13 protein-coding genes are annotated in these 17,827 nt (G+C 37.9%); 11 read left to right on the top strand and 2 right to left on the bottom strand.

Going from position 1 to position 17,827, the window contains the following annotated elements; all coding sequences use genetic code 11:
- Positions 1–42 precede the first annotated feature (42 nt).
- The 6 genes from KIT51_04905 (at position 43) to KIT51_04880 (ending at position 5,563) form a co-directional block, all read left to right on the top strand.
- Positions 43–681 carry a hypothetical protein gene (locus KIT51_04905; GenBank protein UYN87602.1) on the top strand — a complete coding sequence of 213 codons (639 nt, stop codon included), beginning with the start codon at positions 43–45 and terminating at the stop codon, positions 679–681.
- A gap of 177 nt (positions 682–858) precedes the next feature.
- Positions 859–1,698, top strand: a complete 840-nt coding sequence (locus KIT51_04900; GenBank protein ID UYN87601.1) for an HNH endonuclease — start codon at positions 859–861, stop codon at positions 1,696–1,698.
- A 247-nt stretch (positions 1,699–1,945) separates the two neighbouring features.
- A complete protein-coding gene (locus KIT51_04895) occupies positions 1,946–2,239 on the top strand; it encodes a type II toxin-antitoxin system HigB family toxin (GenBank protein ID UYN87600.1) in 294 nt (97 codons plus the stop codon).
- Between the two features lie 5 nt (positions 2,240–2,244).
- A complete protein-coding gene (locus KIT51_04890) occupies positions 2,245–2,601 on the top strand; it encodes a helix-turn-helix domain-containing protein (GenBank protein UYN87599.1) in 357 nt (118 codons plus the stop codon).
- A gap of 416 nt (positions 2,602–3,017) precedes the next feature.
- On the top strand, positions 3,018–5,222 hold the full coding sequence (locus KIT51_04885) for a peptidase domain-containing ABC transporter (protein UYN87598.1): 2,205 nt from the start codon (positions 3,018–3,020) through the stop codon (positions 5,220–5,222).
- A gap of 14 nt (positions 5,223–5,236) precedes the next feature.
- The gene (locus KIT51_04880) at positions 5,237–5,563 is read left to right on the top strand and encodes a hypothetical protein (GenBank protein ID UYN87597.1); all 327 of its coding nucleotides are present in this window, start codon (positions 5,237–5,239) and stop codon (positions 5,561–5,563) included.
- Here the strand turns inward: KIT51_04880 and KIT51_04875 are convergent.
- Positions 5,541–8,381, bottom strand: coding sequence for a carboxypeptidase-like regulatory domain-containing protein (locus KIT51_04875; protein UYN87596.1), 2,841 nt, complete (start codon positions 8,379–8,381; stop codon positions 5,541–5,543). The two genes, KIT51_04880 and KIT51_04875, sit on opposite strands and share 23 nt — an antisense overlap.
- Positions 8,382–8,576: 195 nt before the next feature.
- Here KIT51_04875 and KIT51_04870 point away from each other — a divergent pair, with 195 nt between their 5' ends.
- The 3 genes from KIT51_04870 (at position 8,577) to KIT51_04860 (ending at position 13,246) form a co-directional block, all read left to right on the top strand.
- Positions 8,577–8,756 (top strand): class I lanthipeptide, encoded by a 180-nt coding sequence (locus KIT51_04870; GenBank protein UYN87595.1) that lies wholly within the window; start codon positions 8,577–8,579, stop codon positions 8,754–8,756.
- Between the two features lie 75 nt (positions 8,757–8,831).
- The gene (locus KIT51_04865) at positions 8,832–10,061 is read left to right on the top strand and encodes a hypothetical protein (protein UYN87594.1); all 1,230 of its coding nucleotides are present in this window, start codon (positions 8,832–8,834) and stop codon (positions 10,059–10,061) included.
- Positions 10,062–10,072: 11 nt separating this feature from the next.
- Positions 10,073–13,246: a lantibiotic dehydratase gene (locus KIT51_04860; GenBank protein ID UYN87593.1), complete on the top strand. Its 3,174-nt coding sequence runs from the start codon at positions 10,073–10,075 to the stop codon at positions 13,244–13,246.
- Here KIT51_04860 and KIT51_04855 read toward each other — a convergent pair.
- The gene (locus KIT51_04855) at positions 13,221–14,501 is read right to left on the bottom strand and encodes a hypothetical protein (protein ID UYN87592.1); all 1,281 of its coding nucleotides are present in this window, start codon (positions 14,499–14,501) and stop codon (positions 13,221–13,223) included. The genes KIT51_04860 and KIT51_04855 overlap by 26 nt on opposite strands.
- A 467-nt stretch (positions 14,502–14,968) precedes the next feature.
- Between KIT51_04855 and KIT51_04850 the strand changes: the two genes are divergently transcribed.
- On the top strand, positions 14,969–15,565 hold the full coding sequence (locus tag KIT51_04850; GenBank protein ID UYN87591.1) for a hypothetical protein: 597 nt from the start codon (positions 14,969–14,971) through the stop codon (positions 15,563–15,565).
- A 1,675-nt stretch (positions 15,566–17,240) separates the two neighbouring features.
- Positions 17,241–17,759 (top strand): hypothetical protein, encoded by a 519-nt coding sequence (locus tag KIT51_04845; protein ID UYN87590.1) that lies wholly within the window; start codon positions 17,241–17,243, stop codon positions 17,757–17,759.
- Positions 17,760–17,827: the final 68 nt, after the last annotated feature.

Genomic DNA, 17,827 nt, shown 5'->3' with positions numbered 1-17,827 from the left:
AACCCAAACGTTGGCGGCCATAAGCTCAGACACATAAGCAACATGAACCAAGACGACAAAAACCTTATTCTGATAGAGTTTGAATATTACGGTGGTCCTGACGACTATAAAGAATTTATTAATGAGTTGAGAGAAAGCTATCAGTTAGTTCAAGCTCGACCAGTTTGGCTTCCAGCAGCTTGCGAAGGCAATGAAATGTGGCTGACAGTTTTTATTAATTCACCAATCACAGAGTTTATTGTAGTGAACGCAGCATGGGACTTGATAAAATACGGAGCAAAAAAACTTTTCTTAAGACCACTATTTAGTTCATTGGACAAGCTTGCAAATCAAGACAATAAGACACAGTTAAGACTATTAAAGTTTAAACTACAATTTGACGATACCTGTATATACATTGGTGGGATATCAAAGAATTTTATGTCAATTACAGGGACAATATTTCAAAAACTCTCCGTAAAAATGAATTCGTTCATTGACGAAGTAGGTATGCCGATAACACGGATTGACCTTCCCATTCACCAATTTGACAGAGATGGGTCTATTAAATATGAAATTGACACATATCATGAACGGACAGACACAGACTATTTTTTAAACCTGTGGAAGCTTACTTACCAAAATGGAGTGGAATGTAGAATTTTCGACTTTAAGACAGACAAGTTCATAAATTGCTATTAGACGAAAGCTTACGGCCGCCAACACCGCGTTTGTTTAATGGCGGGCGACACAGTCGCCCGTAGTGTCAACAAGTTTATTTATATTCGTGTAGGCGGACAAATCCGTTGGATTTATCCGCCACTAAACAAACCCAAACCGTTGGGTGCAATGCCCGGACTCCGAACAAAATAACGACTGATGACAAAATTATCTCATAAGAATATTACCCGAATTAAAAATATCACGAACGAAGAGACAGGACGAGCATATTTAGACTTGGAGAATAAGGAGTTCATTTTACATTTCCCTAACAGATTCAAAAAAAGTATTCTTGACACAACGACTGACGAGCTTTTGGTTTTATATCAGACAATTGATAACAAGCGTTATCTGACACATTTGGTAAGACCAATTGACAATGAAGTTATTGAAGAAAACGCTCGTGAGAATTTTAAGTTTGGCCGAATTTTCGAAATTATTGCGTACCCAGGTGACAAGAATAAAATCAGTTTCGATAAATCAAGACTTAGCAAGTTAGACTTTAGAAATAGAGGTTGGGGAAACGCAGTTCAGTTGAATGAGATAGCTGAAAAAAATGAAATAGAAAACATTCAAATTGATTTATGGAATCTGTTCAAACCATATTTCAGTCACGACTTAAAAGAAAATCAAAAGGACTATCAATCCTTTTTTAATGACGAATTAAACAGGGACTTTGAATCCAAAGAAGGGAAAGAATTATTTCGACAGCATAGAGTTAGAGAAAGGGACAGTTCATTGACCTTTGAGAAAAAGCAAAATGCTTTAAAAAATAACAACCTTAAATGTGAAGTCTGCTCGTTCTCATTTCAAGACACATTTGACCAAGACTATATTGAATGCCATCACAAAATTCCAATTTATAAAGGTGAAAGAGTAACAAGACTTGAGGACTTAGCTTTAGTGTGTTCAAATTGTCATCGAATGTTACATCGTAAAATAAATGGGGACTTTTTGACCATTGAACAATTAAGACAATTGATAAAGAAGAAAAAATAAAGGACGGACAAGGGCACTGCACCCAACAGCATGTTTCTGCAATGGTGCCGTGACGAGTTAATTTAAAGTTTTATCTTCGTTCAACGTTTTCGTTTCGTGGGACAGGACGCGGCTTCGGAAAGGCACCACTGCAGAAACACAAACGTTGGCGGTTATGCCTCCAGAACGTCCAAAAATCAAGAAAAATACGTAAAATAACATTTCCCAATACGGGAACTTTTGCGTACCTTTGACAAAAGATTAATACTTGAGAGTAATTGCTAAAAAGGTACTCCGAGAGTTTTGGACTAAACATTCGGACTGTGAACAACAACTTAAATCTTGGTATCGAGAAGCTGAAAAGAGTGAGTGGAAAAATACCAATGAAATCAAAAAGGAGTATCCAACAGCAAGTATTCTTGGGGACAATAGAGTAGTTTTCAACATAAAGGGGAACAACTACCGACTAATTGTTAAGATTAATTTCCATTATCAAATGATGTGGATTCGATTTGTCGGGACTCATAAAGAATATGACAGAATTGATGCGAATAAAATTTGACGACTATGAACTTAAAACCAATAAAAACTAAAAAGGACTACCAACAAGCATTGGACAGACTTGAGCTAATCTTTGACGCAAAAAAAGGAACAAAGGAAGGAGACGAACTTGAGATATTGGGTATTTTAATTGACCAATACGAAAATGAACATTTCCCAATTGACCTACCAGACCCAATTGAAGCGATAAAATTCAGAATGGAACAACTTGGTTATACTCAGACAGATTTAGCGAAAGTCGTTGGACTTAAGAGTAGAGCAAGTGAAATACTAAACAAAAAAAGAAAACTATCGTTGGACATGATTAGACAGCTTCATGAAAAATTAAATATTCCGACAGACGTTTTAATACAAGCCTACTAAAACGGCACAAACCGCCAACACCGGGTTTGTTTAATGGCGGGCGACACAGTCGCCCGTAGTGTCAGCAAGTTTATTTATATTCGTGTAGGCGGACAAATCCGTTGGATTTATCCGCCACTAAACAAACCCAACACGTTGGCGCCAATGCCTTTTAATGAGTTAGTTTTACCGACAAAGACTCGCTGACAGACTTAGGACAGATAAACAAAACATAACGGTTGACAGAAAAGTGATTATTTCAGGACTTCAGATTAATAGCGAGTTGACAACAATAAAGTTTTTTCCCACCGCACACCACGCGCAAAGCAAGAGTGTGGCAGTGGCTTCCATCACTGACACCCACACGCACGCTACTCCCACACACTTGCTTTCTCCAACGTTAGTTTCAATATGCAAATTTTATAATCTATAAAGCATTGTTCAAGAAATTTCCCTTTTACAAACAGCTTGATACCATGGATTGCGGGCCGACTTGTCTGCGCATGATTTCCAAATACTATGGTAAGGTATTTACACTGAATGAGCTCAGAAATAAAGCATACATAACACGTGAAGGGGTTTCAATGCTTGGGATAAGTGATGCTGCCGAAGCAATTGGGTTTCATACACTGGGAGTAAAATTAACTTTCGATCAATTACTCACCGAAGCACAACTTCCTTGTATTATTCACTGGAACCAAAGTCACTTTGTAGTGGTATATGCTGTGAAAAAGGATAAAGTATTTGTAGCAGACCCTGGCTCATCATTATTAATTTACAATAGACCCGATTTTGAAAAATGCTGGCTAACCATTACAGAAGCAAACGGAAGCAAGGCCGGGCTGGCTTTGCTTTTGGTACCAACTCCTGCGTTTTACGAGAAGGAACCAGACAGGGTGGAAACAAAAATTGGCTTTGCAAGCTTATTCGGATACATAAGAAAATACAAGCGACTTGTATTCCAGTTATTCATTGGCCTGCTGCTTGGAAGTTTGATCCAACTCATGCTCCCTTTCCTTACACAATCCATCATTGATGTAGGTATTAATACAAGAAATGTAAATTTCATTTACCTGATATTGGCCGGTCAGTTAATGCTATTCATTAGCCGCTCCAGTGTTGAGTTTATTCGCAGGTGGATTCTGCTTCACCTTAGCACGCGAATAAATATCTCGTTCATTTCAGATTTTCTTTTGAAACTTCTTAAGCTACCTCTTTCATTTTTTGACAGCAAAATGATTGGTGATTTATTACAACGCATTGAAGACTACAATAGGATTGAACGTTTCCTGAGTACCTCTACTCTCAGTATTCTTTTTTCATTCTTCAACTTAGTTGTTTTTGGTGCAGTCCTTCTTTTCTACAACATCAATATCTTTTTGGTTTTCTTTATTCTCAGCGGCCTGTATGTAGTTTACACATTGCTGTTCATGAAAAAACGTGCAGAACTGGACTACAAAAGGTTTCAGCAATTTTCGCACAATCAGAGCAACCTGATCCAACTGATTAACGGAATGCCTGATATTAAAATAAACAACTGCGAGACAACTAAACGCTGGGAGTGGGAAAGAATTCAAGCTAAAATATTAAAGTTATCTATTTCAAACACCAAACTGGCGCAGGTACAGGATGCAGGAAGTCTTTTCATAAACGAACTCAAAAACATAATCATCACAATCATTGCGGCAATGGCTGTAATTGAAGGACAGATGACACTCGGCATGATGCTGGCAGTTCAATACATCATTGGGCAGTTAAATGCCCCTTTAAATGAATTTATAACCTTCACGCGGAGTTTGCAAGATGCCAAACTTAGCTTTTCAAGAATATCGGAAATTCATGAGTTGAAAAACGAAGATTCACACCTTCAAAATTTTTTCGTGGATGATCTCTCTTTTACTTCTAAATCACTCATCATCAAAGATGTAAGCTTTCAATATGAAGGACCACATTCGCCAAAAGTACTAGATTCTGTTGACCTCATTATCCCTGAAGGTAAGGTAACAGCTATTGTTGGTGCCAGTGGAAGTGGTAAAACTACGCTGATGAAATTGCTCTTGAAATTCTATCAACCCATGAGCGGTTCAATAAGCGTTGGCGGAATTGATTTAGCTGGTATTTCATCATCGCACTGGCGCAAGCAGTGCGGGGTGGTGTTACAAGACGGTTATTTATTTGCAGATACCATTTTAAAAAATATTGCGCTATCTGACGAAGCTATTGACAAGCAAAAATTGTTGCATGCCGTAGATATTGCCAACATCAAAGACTTTATAGAGTCATTGCCGCTGGGTTACAGTACAAAAGTAGGTAGCAATGGCGTGGGCTTAAGCCAAGGCCAGAAGCAGCGAATATTAGTTGCCCGGGCTGTTTATAAAAACCCGGAATTCCTTTTTCTTGATGAGGCTACCTCTGCCCTTGATGCTGAAAATGAAAGAAAAATCATTGACAACCTGAATGAGTTTTTTAAGGGAAGAACCGTGGTAGTAATTGCACACCGGTTGAGTACGGTCAAAAATGCTGATCAAATTGTGGTAATCAGCAACGGAAAAATTAAAGAAGTAGGTACGCATGAACAATTGGCAAAAAGCAAAGGCGTCTATTATAATCTTGTTAGAAATCAATTGGAGTTAGGGGACTGAAAAAATCATAAACTATGAGTCTATTAAAATCTATTGACCGCTTGAAAAGACTTGATAGCTTTATTAAAAAAGAAGCTACAGGCACAGCAGAAGAGTTTGCTGAGAAAATAGGAATCTCCAGGAGTATGCTTATGATTAATCTCGATGAGATGAGAGAGATGGGTGCTTTAATTAAATTCTGCCCAATACGAAAGACATATTATTATGAACAGGAATTTAATTTATTGATCGGAAATATGAATCAACTAAAAGGAGGAAATAATGCTAGATTTGATAGCTCATCTTTACAAAAGTTGACCCTTAGCCCATTGAGAGATTTCAATTATTATCTATTACAATAAAAGATTCAGAACGAATGGGTTTGCCTGTTTCAGTCATACCCTCAACTATAATCCTATACCTTCCCGGTAAATCTGCTGCGAAGAATGATACTGAACAAGTTCCAGAGATACCATCAGTATTCAACTGCGGATTCCAATAAATAGTTGACCGATAATCCGGTTTTTCTTTATCTAACGTTGGGCTGTTATAATCAGGTGACTTGAATTCTCGGGGCGTGTTATATCCGGAAATTTTATAGACGTCCACTGTTTTTAGGTCTTGCAAATTGGATAGCTTGTTTGTAGAGCCTGATTTTGTAAATATGGCGATTACTCCATTCCGCCCAGCATCTCCATATAAACTATTTACTCTTGTAGTAACTTCTATCCGATCCACCATATTAGGGTCTATCATTGCCAATCGGTCACCGGCTGTATCTCCCATCTGGCCTAATTCGATAATTTTACCACTCGCATCCCTAATAGTTGGAGTTCCCGCATTTCCGCCTACTGGAACACCATCAATTAGCACTAAAGGTTCGGTGTTTAACAGAATCGAGGATATACCACGAATATTGATTTTGTAGGTAGAGCCCTTGTTTCCTATTGCAGAAGTAATAATCACTCCAGGTACTTTTCCCTGAAGGGCAACAGTTAAGTTTGTGGTTCCACTGTTAATGAGTGTTTCCCCTTTCACAACGTGATCTGGCTTGCCAAATATTTTGTGCTGTACTTCTGTTGGTGGCTCTTCTATTCGCCTTCCTGTGATAGTCACTTCTTCCAATAGAGTAGCCTCTTTGTCCACTTCAAATTGCGTAAATACACGTTGGGGCGAATTGGCATTGGCTATATTCAACCCTTTGTAGGCTTTCCATGACGAAATCAGTGGAATTTCTCTTTTCATTAATGATACATGGCCATAGGGCTTACCCCGCTTATCCTTAGCCTGGAAAGTAAAATCAACACTGTCATAAAACTGTAGCCCATTCAAAGTGAATTTTCCCTTGTCATCGGTATCAACCATAAAAAAATCAGCAAACTTTCCGACAACTACCATCAGGTTAGTACTTTCAGGCTTTTGCTTATCATTTTTAAATACTCCCGATAGCACTATCCCTTGCTCAATCTGGTATGCAATCACAGCAGGTTTGGGTAACCTAGGTAGTGTAAGACCGGTAACAATAGTTTCCTCATCTTTTATCGGAGTAACCTGTTTTTCATCCGTTATTGAAATGGATAGGTTTGCAGCCGTTGGTAATTTATTCTCGTCTTGTACGTGAATTGTTAATTGAATTTTTTCGCGAGGCTGGTAACTTTCTTTGTTTGCGACAACCCGCAAGGAGCTATCGGTTGCGGTTGAATAATAAACTTCTCTTTCTATTTTTTCTGAAAGGGTTAAAACCGGAATTGGCTTAAGCGAAAAACATTGCTCTCCAAAATTCCTCATCCAGTTAGTATAACCCCTCAGCATGTAATTTCCGGCAGGTAAGTCAGTAGGAAGCTTAAAATCAGAAGCAGCCCATCCACTATCAATTTTAACAGCTTTGTGCTGAATAATTTCTTTTGCTTGATTGATCAGCTCTATATACAAAACCTTGCTCAATGAGTCACTCAAGCCGGGCTGATTATAATTAAAATACACTTTCATCCAAATGTTTTCTCCTGGATAGTAATAGGGCTTATCAGTATGTATATATGCTTTTTCAATTGGTGAAATGGTTTTAGTAATGAGTTTATCCGATTGCAGCGCAATGCCTGGTTGGTAATCTAATGGGAGTAATGTGCCAACCCGATAATTGCTCCACTCCCCGGAATAGACAACTTCCCCAGGGTTAAGCAGAATTCCATTATTATTCACCCGCACCAGGTTGCCGCGTACTTCCATCCACGATACGGCTCCCGCCATATCTTTATAATATTTTACTGATCCGGATTTGTTCAGGTAATGAATTTCGGTGCGTCCGCTAAGTTGAAACGTGTATTCATAAGGACGACCTGTTGGCAACGCAATATTATTTGTGTTGTACTCTACTACCTTTTTACCTACTTCGGAATAGAATAGGTCTGTCCGTGTATTGACATCAACTGCGCCTGGCTTATCCATGTAAAGTCTGTAGCCTTCATGAACTACGCGGTTATTTAAAATGGATTTGAATAAATGCCTGTCTGATCCTGAATAAACATAAGCTCTGTTTGTAGCCCATGATTCTTTTTTGGCAGGATCACTTAGTTCTTTGAAATAAGCATTGCCTTCAATCGTGTATCCCTGGCTGCCTGACTGAAATTTTTTAAGATGAAATATAATGTTGTATCCCAAGTAGTTGTTGATAATTTCAAGAGGTGCCGATGCTTTGGCTGCAAATACTTTTGAGTTATCTGATGTTATAAAATCTATTACCCAAGGGTTCACTATTTTACAAGTAGATACAAACTTCTCACCTAAGAAAAGTTTTTCAAACTGCTTCATTTGTTTCAGCCATTCTTTATCACGGGTGCCTTTCACCTCCACTCCGGATAGCTCTTGTAGCGATTGGTTTAGCCGCACGGTAATGGTAACCGTTTGAGCTTCAGCAATTATAACTTTGCTCTGAAAAGTTTGGTACCCGATGTATGAGAAAATCAGATCGTGAGTACCGATAGGCACATTTTTTAATAGGAAATTGCCTTCTACATCAGACGTTGTGCCAAGTGTGGTGTTGCTCACAAACACATGGGAGAAAGGCAAGGGTTCCTGGGTTTGTGCATCCAAAATTTTGCCCGTCACTTCTCCGGTTTGACTAAACAATAACGATGGACATACAACGATTAAACTGAGCACTAAACATTTCACAATCTTCATTCTTATCAGAGTTCAGTGATTAAATATAGTATAAATTCAATTTTGCTTTAGCAAATAAATCTCAAATTCGAGACCCAGTCCAATACCATTGGACTCCCAAACAATACTTTAGCTTTGTCAAGTTGATGATCGCGACATCAGCAAGGCCATAATACCAAGGTGGTATTATGATTGTTAACCAAATTTTTAAAACCAATGAAAAAGCAAAGGTTAAAAACCAAACTGTCACTAAACAAGGAGACACTTGGTAATCTAACAAAAGATCAAATGCGAACTGTTAAAGGAGGTGAGACTGCCGAATGCGGTCAAGCTCCTTCATTGAGGGCAGATTCTCAGGGATGGAGCTGTACGTGCTCCTGGTGCGCCTGTCAATAATTTCTTACAAGGCCCTTGTTGTAAATATTAAAAGGTTATAGCAGGGGTCTTTTATAGTAACTTGATACTGTTAGGATGGTTCAATCATTAAAAACATTAGACTCGAAAATTCATTACTGCCTTGAAAGGCTAGATGATTTGCTATTTGATAAATTCGATTCTGAATCAAACGGTCTACTGAGTGGAGGCGGTGGTGTAGCATTATACTTCAAATACCGGCTCCTTCAAACCGGGCAACCTTTATTTCTTGATAGGGTTATGGAAATACTTGAAAAGGAGGTTGAAAAAACAAATATGAATCCAATTGAGCCGTATCTAAGCATAGGTTCTTCCTCTATTTCATCCGTTTGGCTTATCGATCAACTTATATTAATGAAATTACTGGATGAAGAAGAATATGCTCAAAGCAGACCTTGGGTTGATTTGGCTATGGAATCAACTTCTGTGGAGGAATTAGAATCTAATCGTCATGACCTATTTTATGGCTTTTTAGGAAAGGGATTAATTGCAATCGAACACAATCGAAATGCAGTCAAACCATATATCATTAAAATTATTGAAGCCTTGTTAAAAAACCTTAAGTATGACGCTGATGGAGCTTACTGGTTAACACCTAAGCCTCCCTATGTAGACACCAGTTATATAATTAATCTTGGTATTCCACATGGCATACCCGGGATACTATTATTCCTTTTTAAATGTGTTAGTACCTATGATTTGGGACCCGCTGTGAAAGAATCTACAGATAAGGTGGTACTATGGTTGAGGAACAGACTTAACAAGGAAAACAATACCCTGCCGTATGAATATTCTGACCGGATAAGTGGGACGGGTAACTTAGGTTGGTGTTATGGTGACCTTGCTGTTGCTTATACCCTGTTCATGCATTATGAGGTATCTAAAAACCAGGATAGTTTAATAAAAGCAAACGAATTACTTTCACAGGCATTACATAAAAATAGTTTAAAAGGCATTTCACATTATTCAGAATTTGACATCTACGATATGTGTCTTTGTCATGGTACATCCAGTATTGCCTATATGTATAAAAAGATTTTTGATCTATCCGGAAATCCATTAGCAAATGTAGAATCACATAGATGGCTTAGTTTAACATTGGATAGCCTGCAGAAGTATTTTTCTAATACTGAGGCAATTGAAAGCAGGCGTTACGAGTATTTCAATACGAGTTGTAGTTTTTTAAACGGACTGTCAGGAGTCGGGCTTGTATTATTGTCCTTTATTCATCAATCGGATACCCAATGGGATAAAATTCTTTTGCTTGATCATAAAAAAAGTAGTTGATAAATTTTGCTATGACATTTAATTCCCCCGGCTTCTTTATTCTAAGAACTCCACTTTTGCCCCTTGAAAACTATCCAAAATCTGATCTTCAAAGTCTATTCCTTAATAAGGTATTTAAGGAGGGCCTATACTTAGCTTCACCCAACTTGTTTAACGAGGTCGAAAAGTATCTGAATTGTTCACTTGACGGAAAGGAAAGGGAAAAATTAGAATTATCGCTTTATAGGTATTATCTGCGATCATGTTACCGTTGCACGCCCTTTGGGATGTTTGCAGGTATTTCATTAGGTGCTATAGCTGGGCAATCTACAATGCAATTGGCTCCCACTTTACAATACAGAAAAAATACCCGTCTTGATACTCACTTCCTTGCCTCGTTTGTTCAGCATTTACTACAGGACGAAAAAGTAAGAGAATCTATAAGATGGTTTGCCAATAACTCACTCTACACGGTTGGAAATAAATTAAGATTCATCGAATACAGGATAGACAAAGAAGTGCGAACACATCATTTAGTCAAAGTAGATGGTTCTGAGCACGTTCAATCGATCCTTTCCAAAGCAAGGAATGGCGCCACTATTAATGAATTAGCCAATTTACTTGTTACGAATGAAATCAAGTTTGAAGAGGCTGTTTCATTTGTCAATGAAATGATTGCCGCCTGTCTATTAGTTTCGGAACTTGATTCTCTGGTTACAGGGGCTGAATATCACACCCAACTGCTAGAAAAATTAAAGGATATTCCAGCATCTCAGAGATATTTAAAAAAACTACATGCAGTAGTAGCTGCGTTGCAGAAAACCGACCAGAATGAAGTGGGTGTTTCAACAAAGTATTACGATCAGGTCATCACGGATATAAAAAAATGGCAAATTGATTTTGATTCTGGTAAATTATTTCAATGCGACATGGTGAAGCCTGCAATCAGATGTGTAATAAATAAAAAAGTTACAGATGAGCTAAGTCAGTCTATAAGGATGTTAAATAGAGCGACAACTCATTCAGAGCAAACAAATTTAAAAGTTTTTAAAGAAGCCTTCATTAAACATTACGAGGAACAGGAGATACCATTGCTCGAAGTGCTCGACAGCGAAGCCGGGATTGGTTATCCGGTAAACACACACGTAAGTTCTGATAACTCACCTTTATTAGCAAACTTGTTTGTAAAAGAAGAAAACCATCTGCAATTAAATAATCATCAAAGTAATACGTGGTCAAAGTTCCTATTGACAAAATTGCAGGAAGCTATTAGACGTAACTCATGTGAAATCGAAATTTCGGAAGCGGAAATTCAGACTATTCTAAAAGACGAAAAAAATGATGAGAGCCTACTCCCTGATTCTGTTTATTCTTTAGGAAGCGTGTTGGCTCCTTCTGGCGAGGAACTCGACAAAGGAAATTTTTTAGTCTATCACGAAGTAACTGCCGGCCCTTCGGCTATTAATTTGCTGGGAAGGTTCTGCCACATGAGCAATGAACTTACTGACCTCGCAAGTGAAGCCCTTCGAAAAGAGGAAGAAGCAAGACCGGAGTGCATCTTTGCTGAAATACTTCATATTCCACAAGCGCGACTTGGAAACATACTGATGCGCCCCGTTTTAAGAGAGTACGAGATTCCTATATTAACACGAGCGTCAGTCGATGAGGATCATACTATTGAACTTAATGATTTAATGGTTTCCATTCGAAATGGAAGAATCTTTCTTCGCTCCAAGCGATTAAACAAAGAAGTGATTCCACGGCTCACAACAGCGCACAACTTTTCAATGAACCCTGTGCCCCACTATCACTTTTTATGTGACTTGCAGTTTCAGGGAATTAAAGGCGGGCTTTCCTGGAACTGGGGTGTTTTAAACGAGTTCCCTTTTTTGCCTAGGGTTCGTTACGGGAAAACAATCTTATCAAAGGCAAGATGGATTCTTAACTTAAGTAACCTGTCAACTAAAAAGGATATAAAGGATTCAGAAATAGTTGAACTTGTTACAACTCACTTTACAGAAAATGGAATCCCGGTTAATGTTACCATTACGCAAGGCGACAACCAGTTGCCGATAAATATTCGCAATGCAACTTGCCTGAAGATTCTGGTGCAAGATTTAAAGAAATACAAATCGCTTATTCTACAGGAGTGCCTCTTCAATGACAATAATCTGGTAGTAACAGGACCTGAAGGAGCATTCACCAATGAAATTATCATTCCGTGGTGTAAGCAGATTGACGTAAAACAAAGCGAGCGCACAAATGTTGATGTAAAACAAGCTAAAGAAATCAATTTGCAACAAAGATCATTTTTACCCGGCAGTGAGTGGCATTATGCAAAAATTTATTGTGGGGTAAAGACGGCTGACCTGATTTTAGCTGAAGTGATCAAGCCATTAACAGAAAAACTTTTGGAAGAAGGTATTATAAGTAAGTTCTTTTTTATCCGGTATTATGACCCGGATCATCATTTAAGGATACGGTTTAAAGGCGAAGGGAACTTTTATGCGGAGGTAACCAACAGATTAAATAAGTCTTTAACTCCTTTTCTTCAAGCCAATTTAGTTTCCAATGTTCAGACGGAAATTTATAAGCGGGAAATTGAACGATATGGCTTTGAAAACATGGATAACTCGGAGACTATATTTTTTGTTGATTCGATTGCAGTACTGAATATACTCTCTCTACTAGAGGGCGATGAAGGGGATCATTTTCGATGGCAATTTGCTATTAAAGGGGTCAATGATTTATTAGACGCTTTTAAATTTAACAACTCCATGAAGAAGGACTTAATGGGTTGGTTAAGTATGAACTTTGCAAAGGAATTTAATGCTGATAACCAGGAGAGCAAGAAACAGTTGAGTGCCAAATACAGAGAGTATCGGTCGGTCATTGAATTGATGTTTAAGGATATATTGAGCGAAAAACATGAGTTTTACCTTGTATGGCAATTTTTTAAAACCCGAAAAGAATCACTTTCAGTATATGCTGCTGAAATTTACTGGCTTTCAAGAAAGAATAAACTTTCTGTTGGCTTAAATGACTTGGTAGCAAGCTATATACACATGTTTTTAAACCGCTTCCTTCGCTCAAAACAACGAATGCAAGAAATGGTTATTTACGATTTATTACATCAACATTATAAATCGTTACTGGCAAGGGAAAGCAAAAACATCAAAGTTATTCAAACCGAACAAGTTTCCTGAACTGGTAAAAAATACGTTCGAGAAGGCGCAAATCCTCAGTTATTATTTCAATTTCTCCTCTTAGTAGTCCGGTTACTTGCAGCTCACCATTATGCGATGTTCTCAATCCGTTAGGGAGATTTACTTTTACCAAATATTTTTCTTCATTAGGAATCAAGGATACCGTTTCAATGGTACCTGTCAACATACCATATTTTTCAAAGGGATAGTTTTGTAACCTTATGTTTACAGTCTGACCTGACTTCACCTCTCCTGACCTCACAATTGGCAATTCGGCCTGTCCGAAAACATGTTGTGTTTCCGGCACAATTGAGAACAAGAACTTACCAAATGTGACATAATCATTGTCGTGGAAAAAAGATAGGTACGACACTTTGCCATCAAGCGGGGAAACAAGCAAATGATTCTCCTTCCATTTTTTGATCACAGCTTTCAATTCATTAATACGGTTATTTGCCTGAGTAATGAGTTGGATACCCTTATGCTTTTCATCAATTTGTAAATCTTCAATTTGTTTTTCGAGTTGATCTATTTGCAATTTATTATCAAGCATTGCCCTTTCAGTAGTTTTGTAAGCCCTTTGTTGTTGTAGGTATGTTGCCCGAGAAGCATTAAAATCTAACCGGGCTATGACTTGTTGGGAATAAAGTAGAGAGTCTGCCATAAATTTTTCCTTAGACAGAGACAGTTCGTTTTTGAGCAATTTAAGTTGAGCAGACTGATTATATCCTATCCGTTTCATAGTCTCCTTTTGCCTTTCTAATTGTCGGATTTGTTTCTGATAAGATTCATTGGCATGAAACACCTGAAAGTCTTGGAGCGCAGACCCTAACTGACTAAGATTGCTCTGCATTTCTCCGACATTAAGTTTCTGGAAAGAAGCTGGGTCGATAGTATTGAAATCGTAACAAAGAATTGATTCAAGGCTTTTCAAATCAACCAAATTAACGTTTCCATCGATGAAAGCGATAACGTCACCAGCTAGTACTGTCTCTTTGTCGTTTTTCAATAACTTTAATCGTCCATCAACCCGAGAGACTATGCTAACAGGAGAAGGTGATGTTGTAATCACGACTTCTGCTTTAAGCACATCAGGATATTTAACAAACCAACTTATAGACAGAAACACAAGAAAGACTGCAAAGATTAGAATTGTGCCCCATCTTACAATCCACGATGGTACCCGGTTGACAATTTCTTGGACTTCTTCGCTACGGATTTCTGCGAGATAATGGTCAGTTAATTTTTCATCCATATCTAATCATGTTTTTCAGTCTGGCCAAGTAGGTAATTTTACGCGGTTATAAAAATAATGCGCGGACTAAATATACCTTATTCGTAACAATTCCGCCACACACATTAAGCAAGCCGCTCATTCTCACTCAAAGCCCAAGCTTGCTTAATAAGTGTGGCAGGTAATCCCAAGCAAACAGAGTTTTTTCATCCCACGCTTCAAAAAACTTTATTGTTGTTTGAGAGTTTCAGAAGTAGATTTGTGACACAAGTGAACACTAAGAAATAGACTGAGGACAAAAGGCACAGGCGCTAACAAAATGCTTGTGCAATGGCCGGGTTCGGTGTCCTCATTACTTTCGGTTTCTTTATTTAAATTGTGTCGTGGGACAGGTCGCAACTGGTCAGGCTTAACATTTCGCTTCGCTGCATTTTTAAGCCTTCCTATTCCGGCCACTGCACAAGCACCAACGTTGCCAGCCATACGGTATGAGACAATATTTAACATTTTTAGTAATAATTACTTACGTCCAAGTTTGGGGACAATCATACATTCCGTATGACGTTGCATCACATCAGCTCCAAGGACAACGAATGGACAATATTGAGTTAATTAATTCATATAAATTTTCCGACCTTGAATTTTACATTGGTAAAGCTATCAATGGCGGACAACCACTAAAGATGATAATTAAAAGAAAGGATAAAATTCTTGGAGAAATTTTTGCACCAGATGACACTTTCTATTTCCGACCGACATTTTATACTAATAAAGTTAATGGTTCTCCACTAATTATTTTATGTGAATCCGGAAGTGAATACTACTGGGGACAAAGGGTAGTCATAATAAAAAACTATAATGTAAAAGTAATTGGAGACATCAATATAGGACAACTAAATAGCAATGGAGAAATTCAAACAATTATTGAGTGCACTCGAATTAACCAAGGACTAAGAAAGATTACAATATCATTTGAGTGTAACGACTTAATCTTAGACCCCGGGACAAAAAACGAAAGACACATTAAAATGAATACATTGTACTACGAAATTGACAATGACAGACTAACTAGAATTGAGTACTGACTAGACCGTACGGCTGGCAACACCAGGTTTGTTTAATGGCGGGCGACACAGTCGCCCGTAGTGTCAGCAAGTTTATTTATATTCGTGTAGGCGGACAAATCCGTTGGATTTATCCGCCACTAAACAAACCCAAAACGTTGCATGCAAGGCGTGACCAAAGAATTCCCAAACGATAATGCAACGTTTAACTACAAGGATTTCAATTAAAAAAAATAGTTGATTTTGTAAACTGACAAAGACTCGTCTCATTATTTGGATTTTGATATTGTTGAACATTAGGGATTAGTTTACGAGAGGAGTTTTTCAGTCTGGATTTCGATAAGACTACTATTACCATTTGTGCTTGTGGCTTGGCGACCGGCCGTAAAATTTCATTAGGATTCGCGCGAAGCGCGAATTTTTTTACGGTTTGATAAAGGAAATGCGGAAAACTCAGAGTTTTGAAAAAAATTTGACTTTAAAAGCAAAAAATCAACTTAGGAATTGAAAAGACTTCTAAACCCAAAAGATTCACAAACTAAAAAGGAATCATTAAATATCAGCCTAAAGGAATTGAATTTGACTAACCAAGGGAATTCGGAATTTAAAGCCCAAACGACTTGGATTAATTCCTTTAAAAATTACTTGTGTTCGGAGAGTTTAAACCAAAGAATTAGGAGTTGTTACATTGGACGGATTCCGTCCTGACCTACATTCAGACTTGGGATTTGGAGTCGGTTATGAATTTTGACTGTAACGTAACGACTTAGATTTGTCTACAAATAACGGTCGGACTGAATCCGCCCAGCATGCAACAACGTGTTTGTGTAATGGCGGGTGATTGTGTCCTAAGTCAATTTATTTCTATAAATTCAGCTTGGTGTAGGCGGATAATTTTACTTTCTTTAACCGCCAATACACAAACACAAACGTTGCATGCAAGGCGTGGACAAAGAATTCCCAAACGATAATACAACGTCTTAACTACAAAGATTTAAATTAAAAAAACAGTTGATTTTGTAAACTGACAAAGACTCGTCTCATTATTTGGATTTTGACATTATTGAAAATTAGGAATTAGTTTAAGAGAGGTGGCGACCGACCCGTAAAATTTCATTAGGATTCGCGCGAAGCGCGAATTTTTTTACGGTTTGACAAAGGAAATGCGGAAGACTCAGAGTCTTGAAAAAATTTTGAACTAACAAGACTAGAAATCAACTTAGGACTTGAAAAGACTTCTAAACCAAAAAGACTCACAAACTAAAAAGGAATCACTAAATATCAGACTAAAGGAATTGAATTTGACTAACTAAGAGAATTTGGAATTTAGAGAACCTAACGACTTTGAATTTATTTCTTTACAAAACACTTGTACTCGGAGAGCTTAAACCAAAGAATTAGGAGTTGTTACATTGGACGGATTCCGTCCTGACCTAAATTCAGACTTGGGATTTGGAGTCGGTTATGAATTTTGACTGTAACGTAACGACTTAGATTTGTCTACAAATAACGGTCGGACTGAATCCGCCCAGCATGCAACAACGTGTTTGTGTAATGGCGGGCGACTGTGTCCTAAGTCATTATTTTCTATAAATTCAGCTTGGTGTAGGCGGATAATTTCACTTTCTTTAACCGCCAATACACAAACACAAACGTTAGCGGCAAGCTTTCTCGACAAAGTAGAACACGATGATAAATGGGACTGAACGACAAAATATCGGAACATTTTGAATTGACTGTTGAAAACTCTACTTCGAGAATACTTGCAGACCTTTCAGAACAGAAACAAAAACAGACTTGGACTGACTTCATCTTCTCTGACCAAATTGACTTCAAAGAAATTAAAGTAAAAGACAATCGACTTGAGATATTAAGAATACCAACTGTACTGAATCCATTCAAGGCACACGGACGAATAACCTTTGACCTTTCTGATTCTGAAAATAACACGGTGACAGTTAAGTGCAAAATATTACCACAAGACGGTATTTTTCCCTACGTACTTGTTTTCTACTTCGGGTTTTTCACACTGTGGACAATAGCTTGTTTCTTAATTGCGTGGGGTGACTTAAAAGTATTATTGCTTGTAATTACTGGATGGACAGTTTTCGGACTAGTAATATATTTGGGACTGCTTTATATTAAGAGTGGACTCCGAAATTACTCAAGACGAATCGTAAAGGAATTAATGACTGAGAAGAAAGCCAGCCGCTAACAAAAAGTTTATGCCAGCTGCTGGTTTGGTGTAGGTATCAAGTTTAGTTTTCTTAAATTCGTTCAGCC

This window comes from Cyclobacteriaceae bacterium (assembly GCA_025808415.1).
Lineage (GTDB): Bacteria > Bacteroidota > Bacteroidia > Cytophagales > Cyclobacteriaceae > UBA2336.
This window is presented reverse-complemented; position numbering and strand designations above follow the sequence as displayed.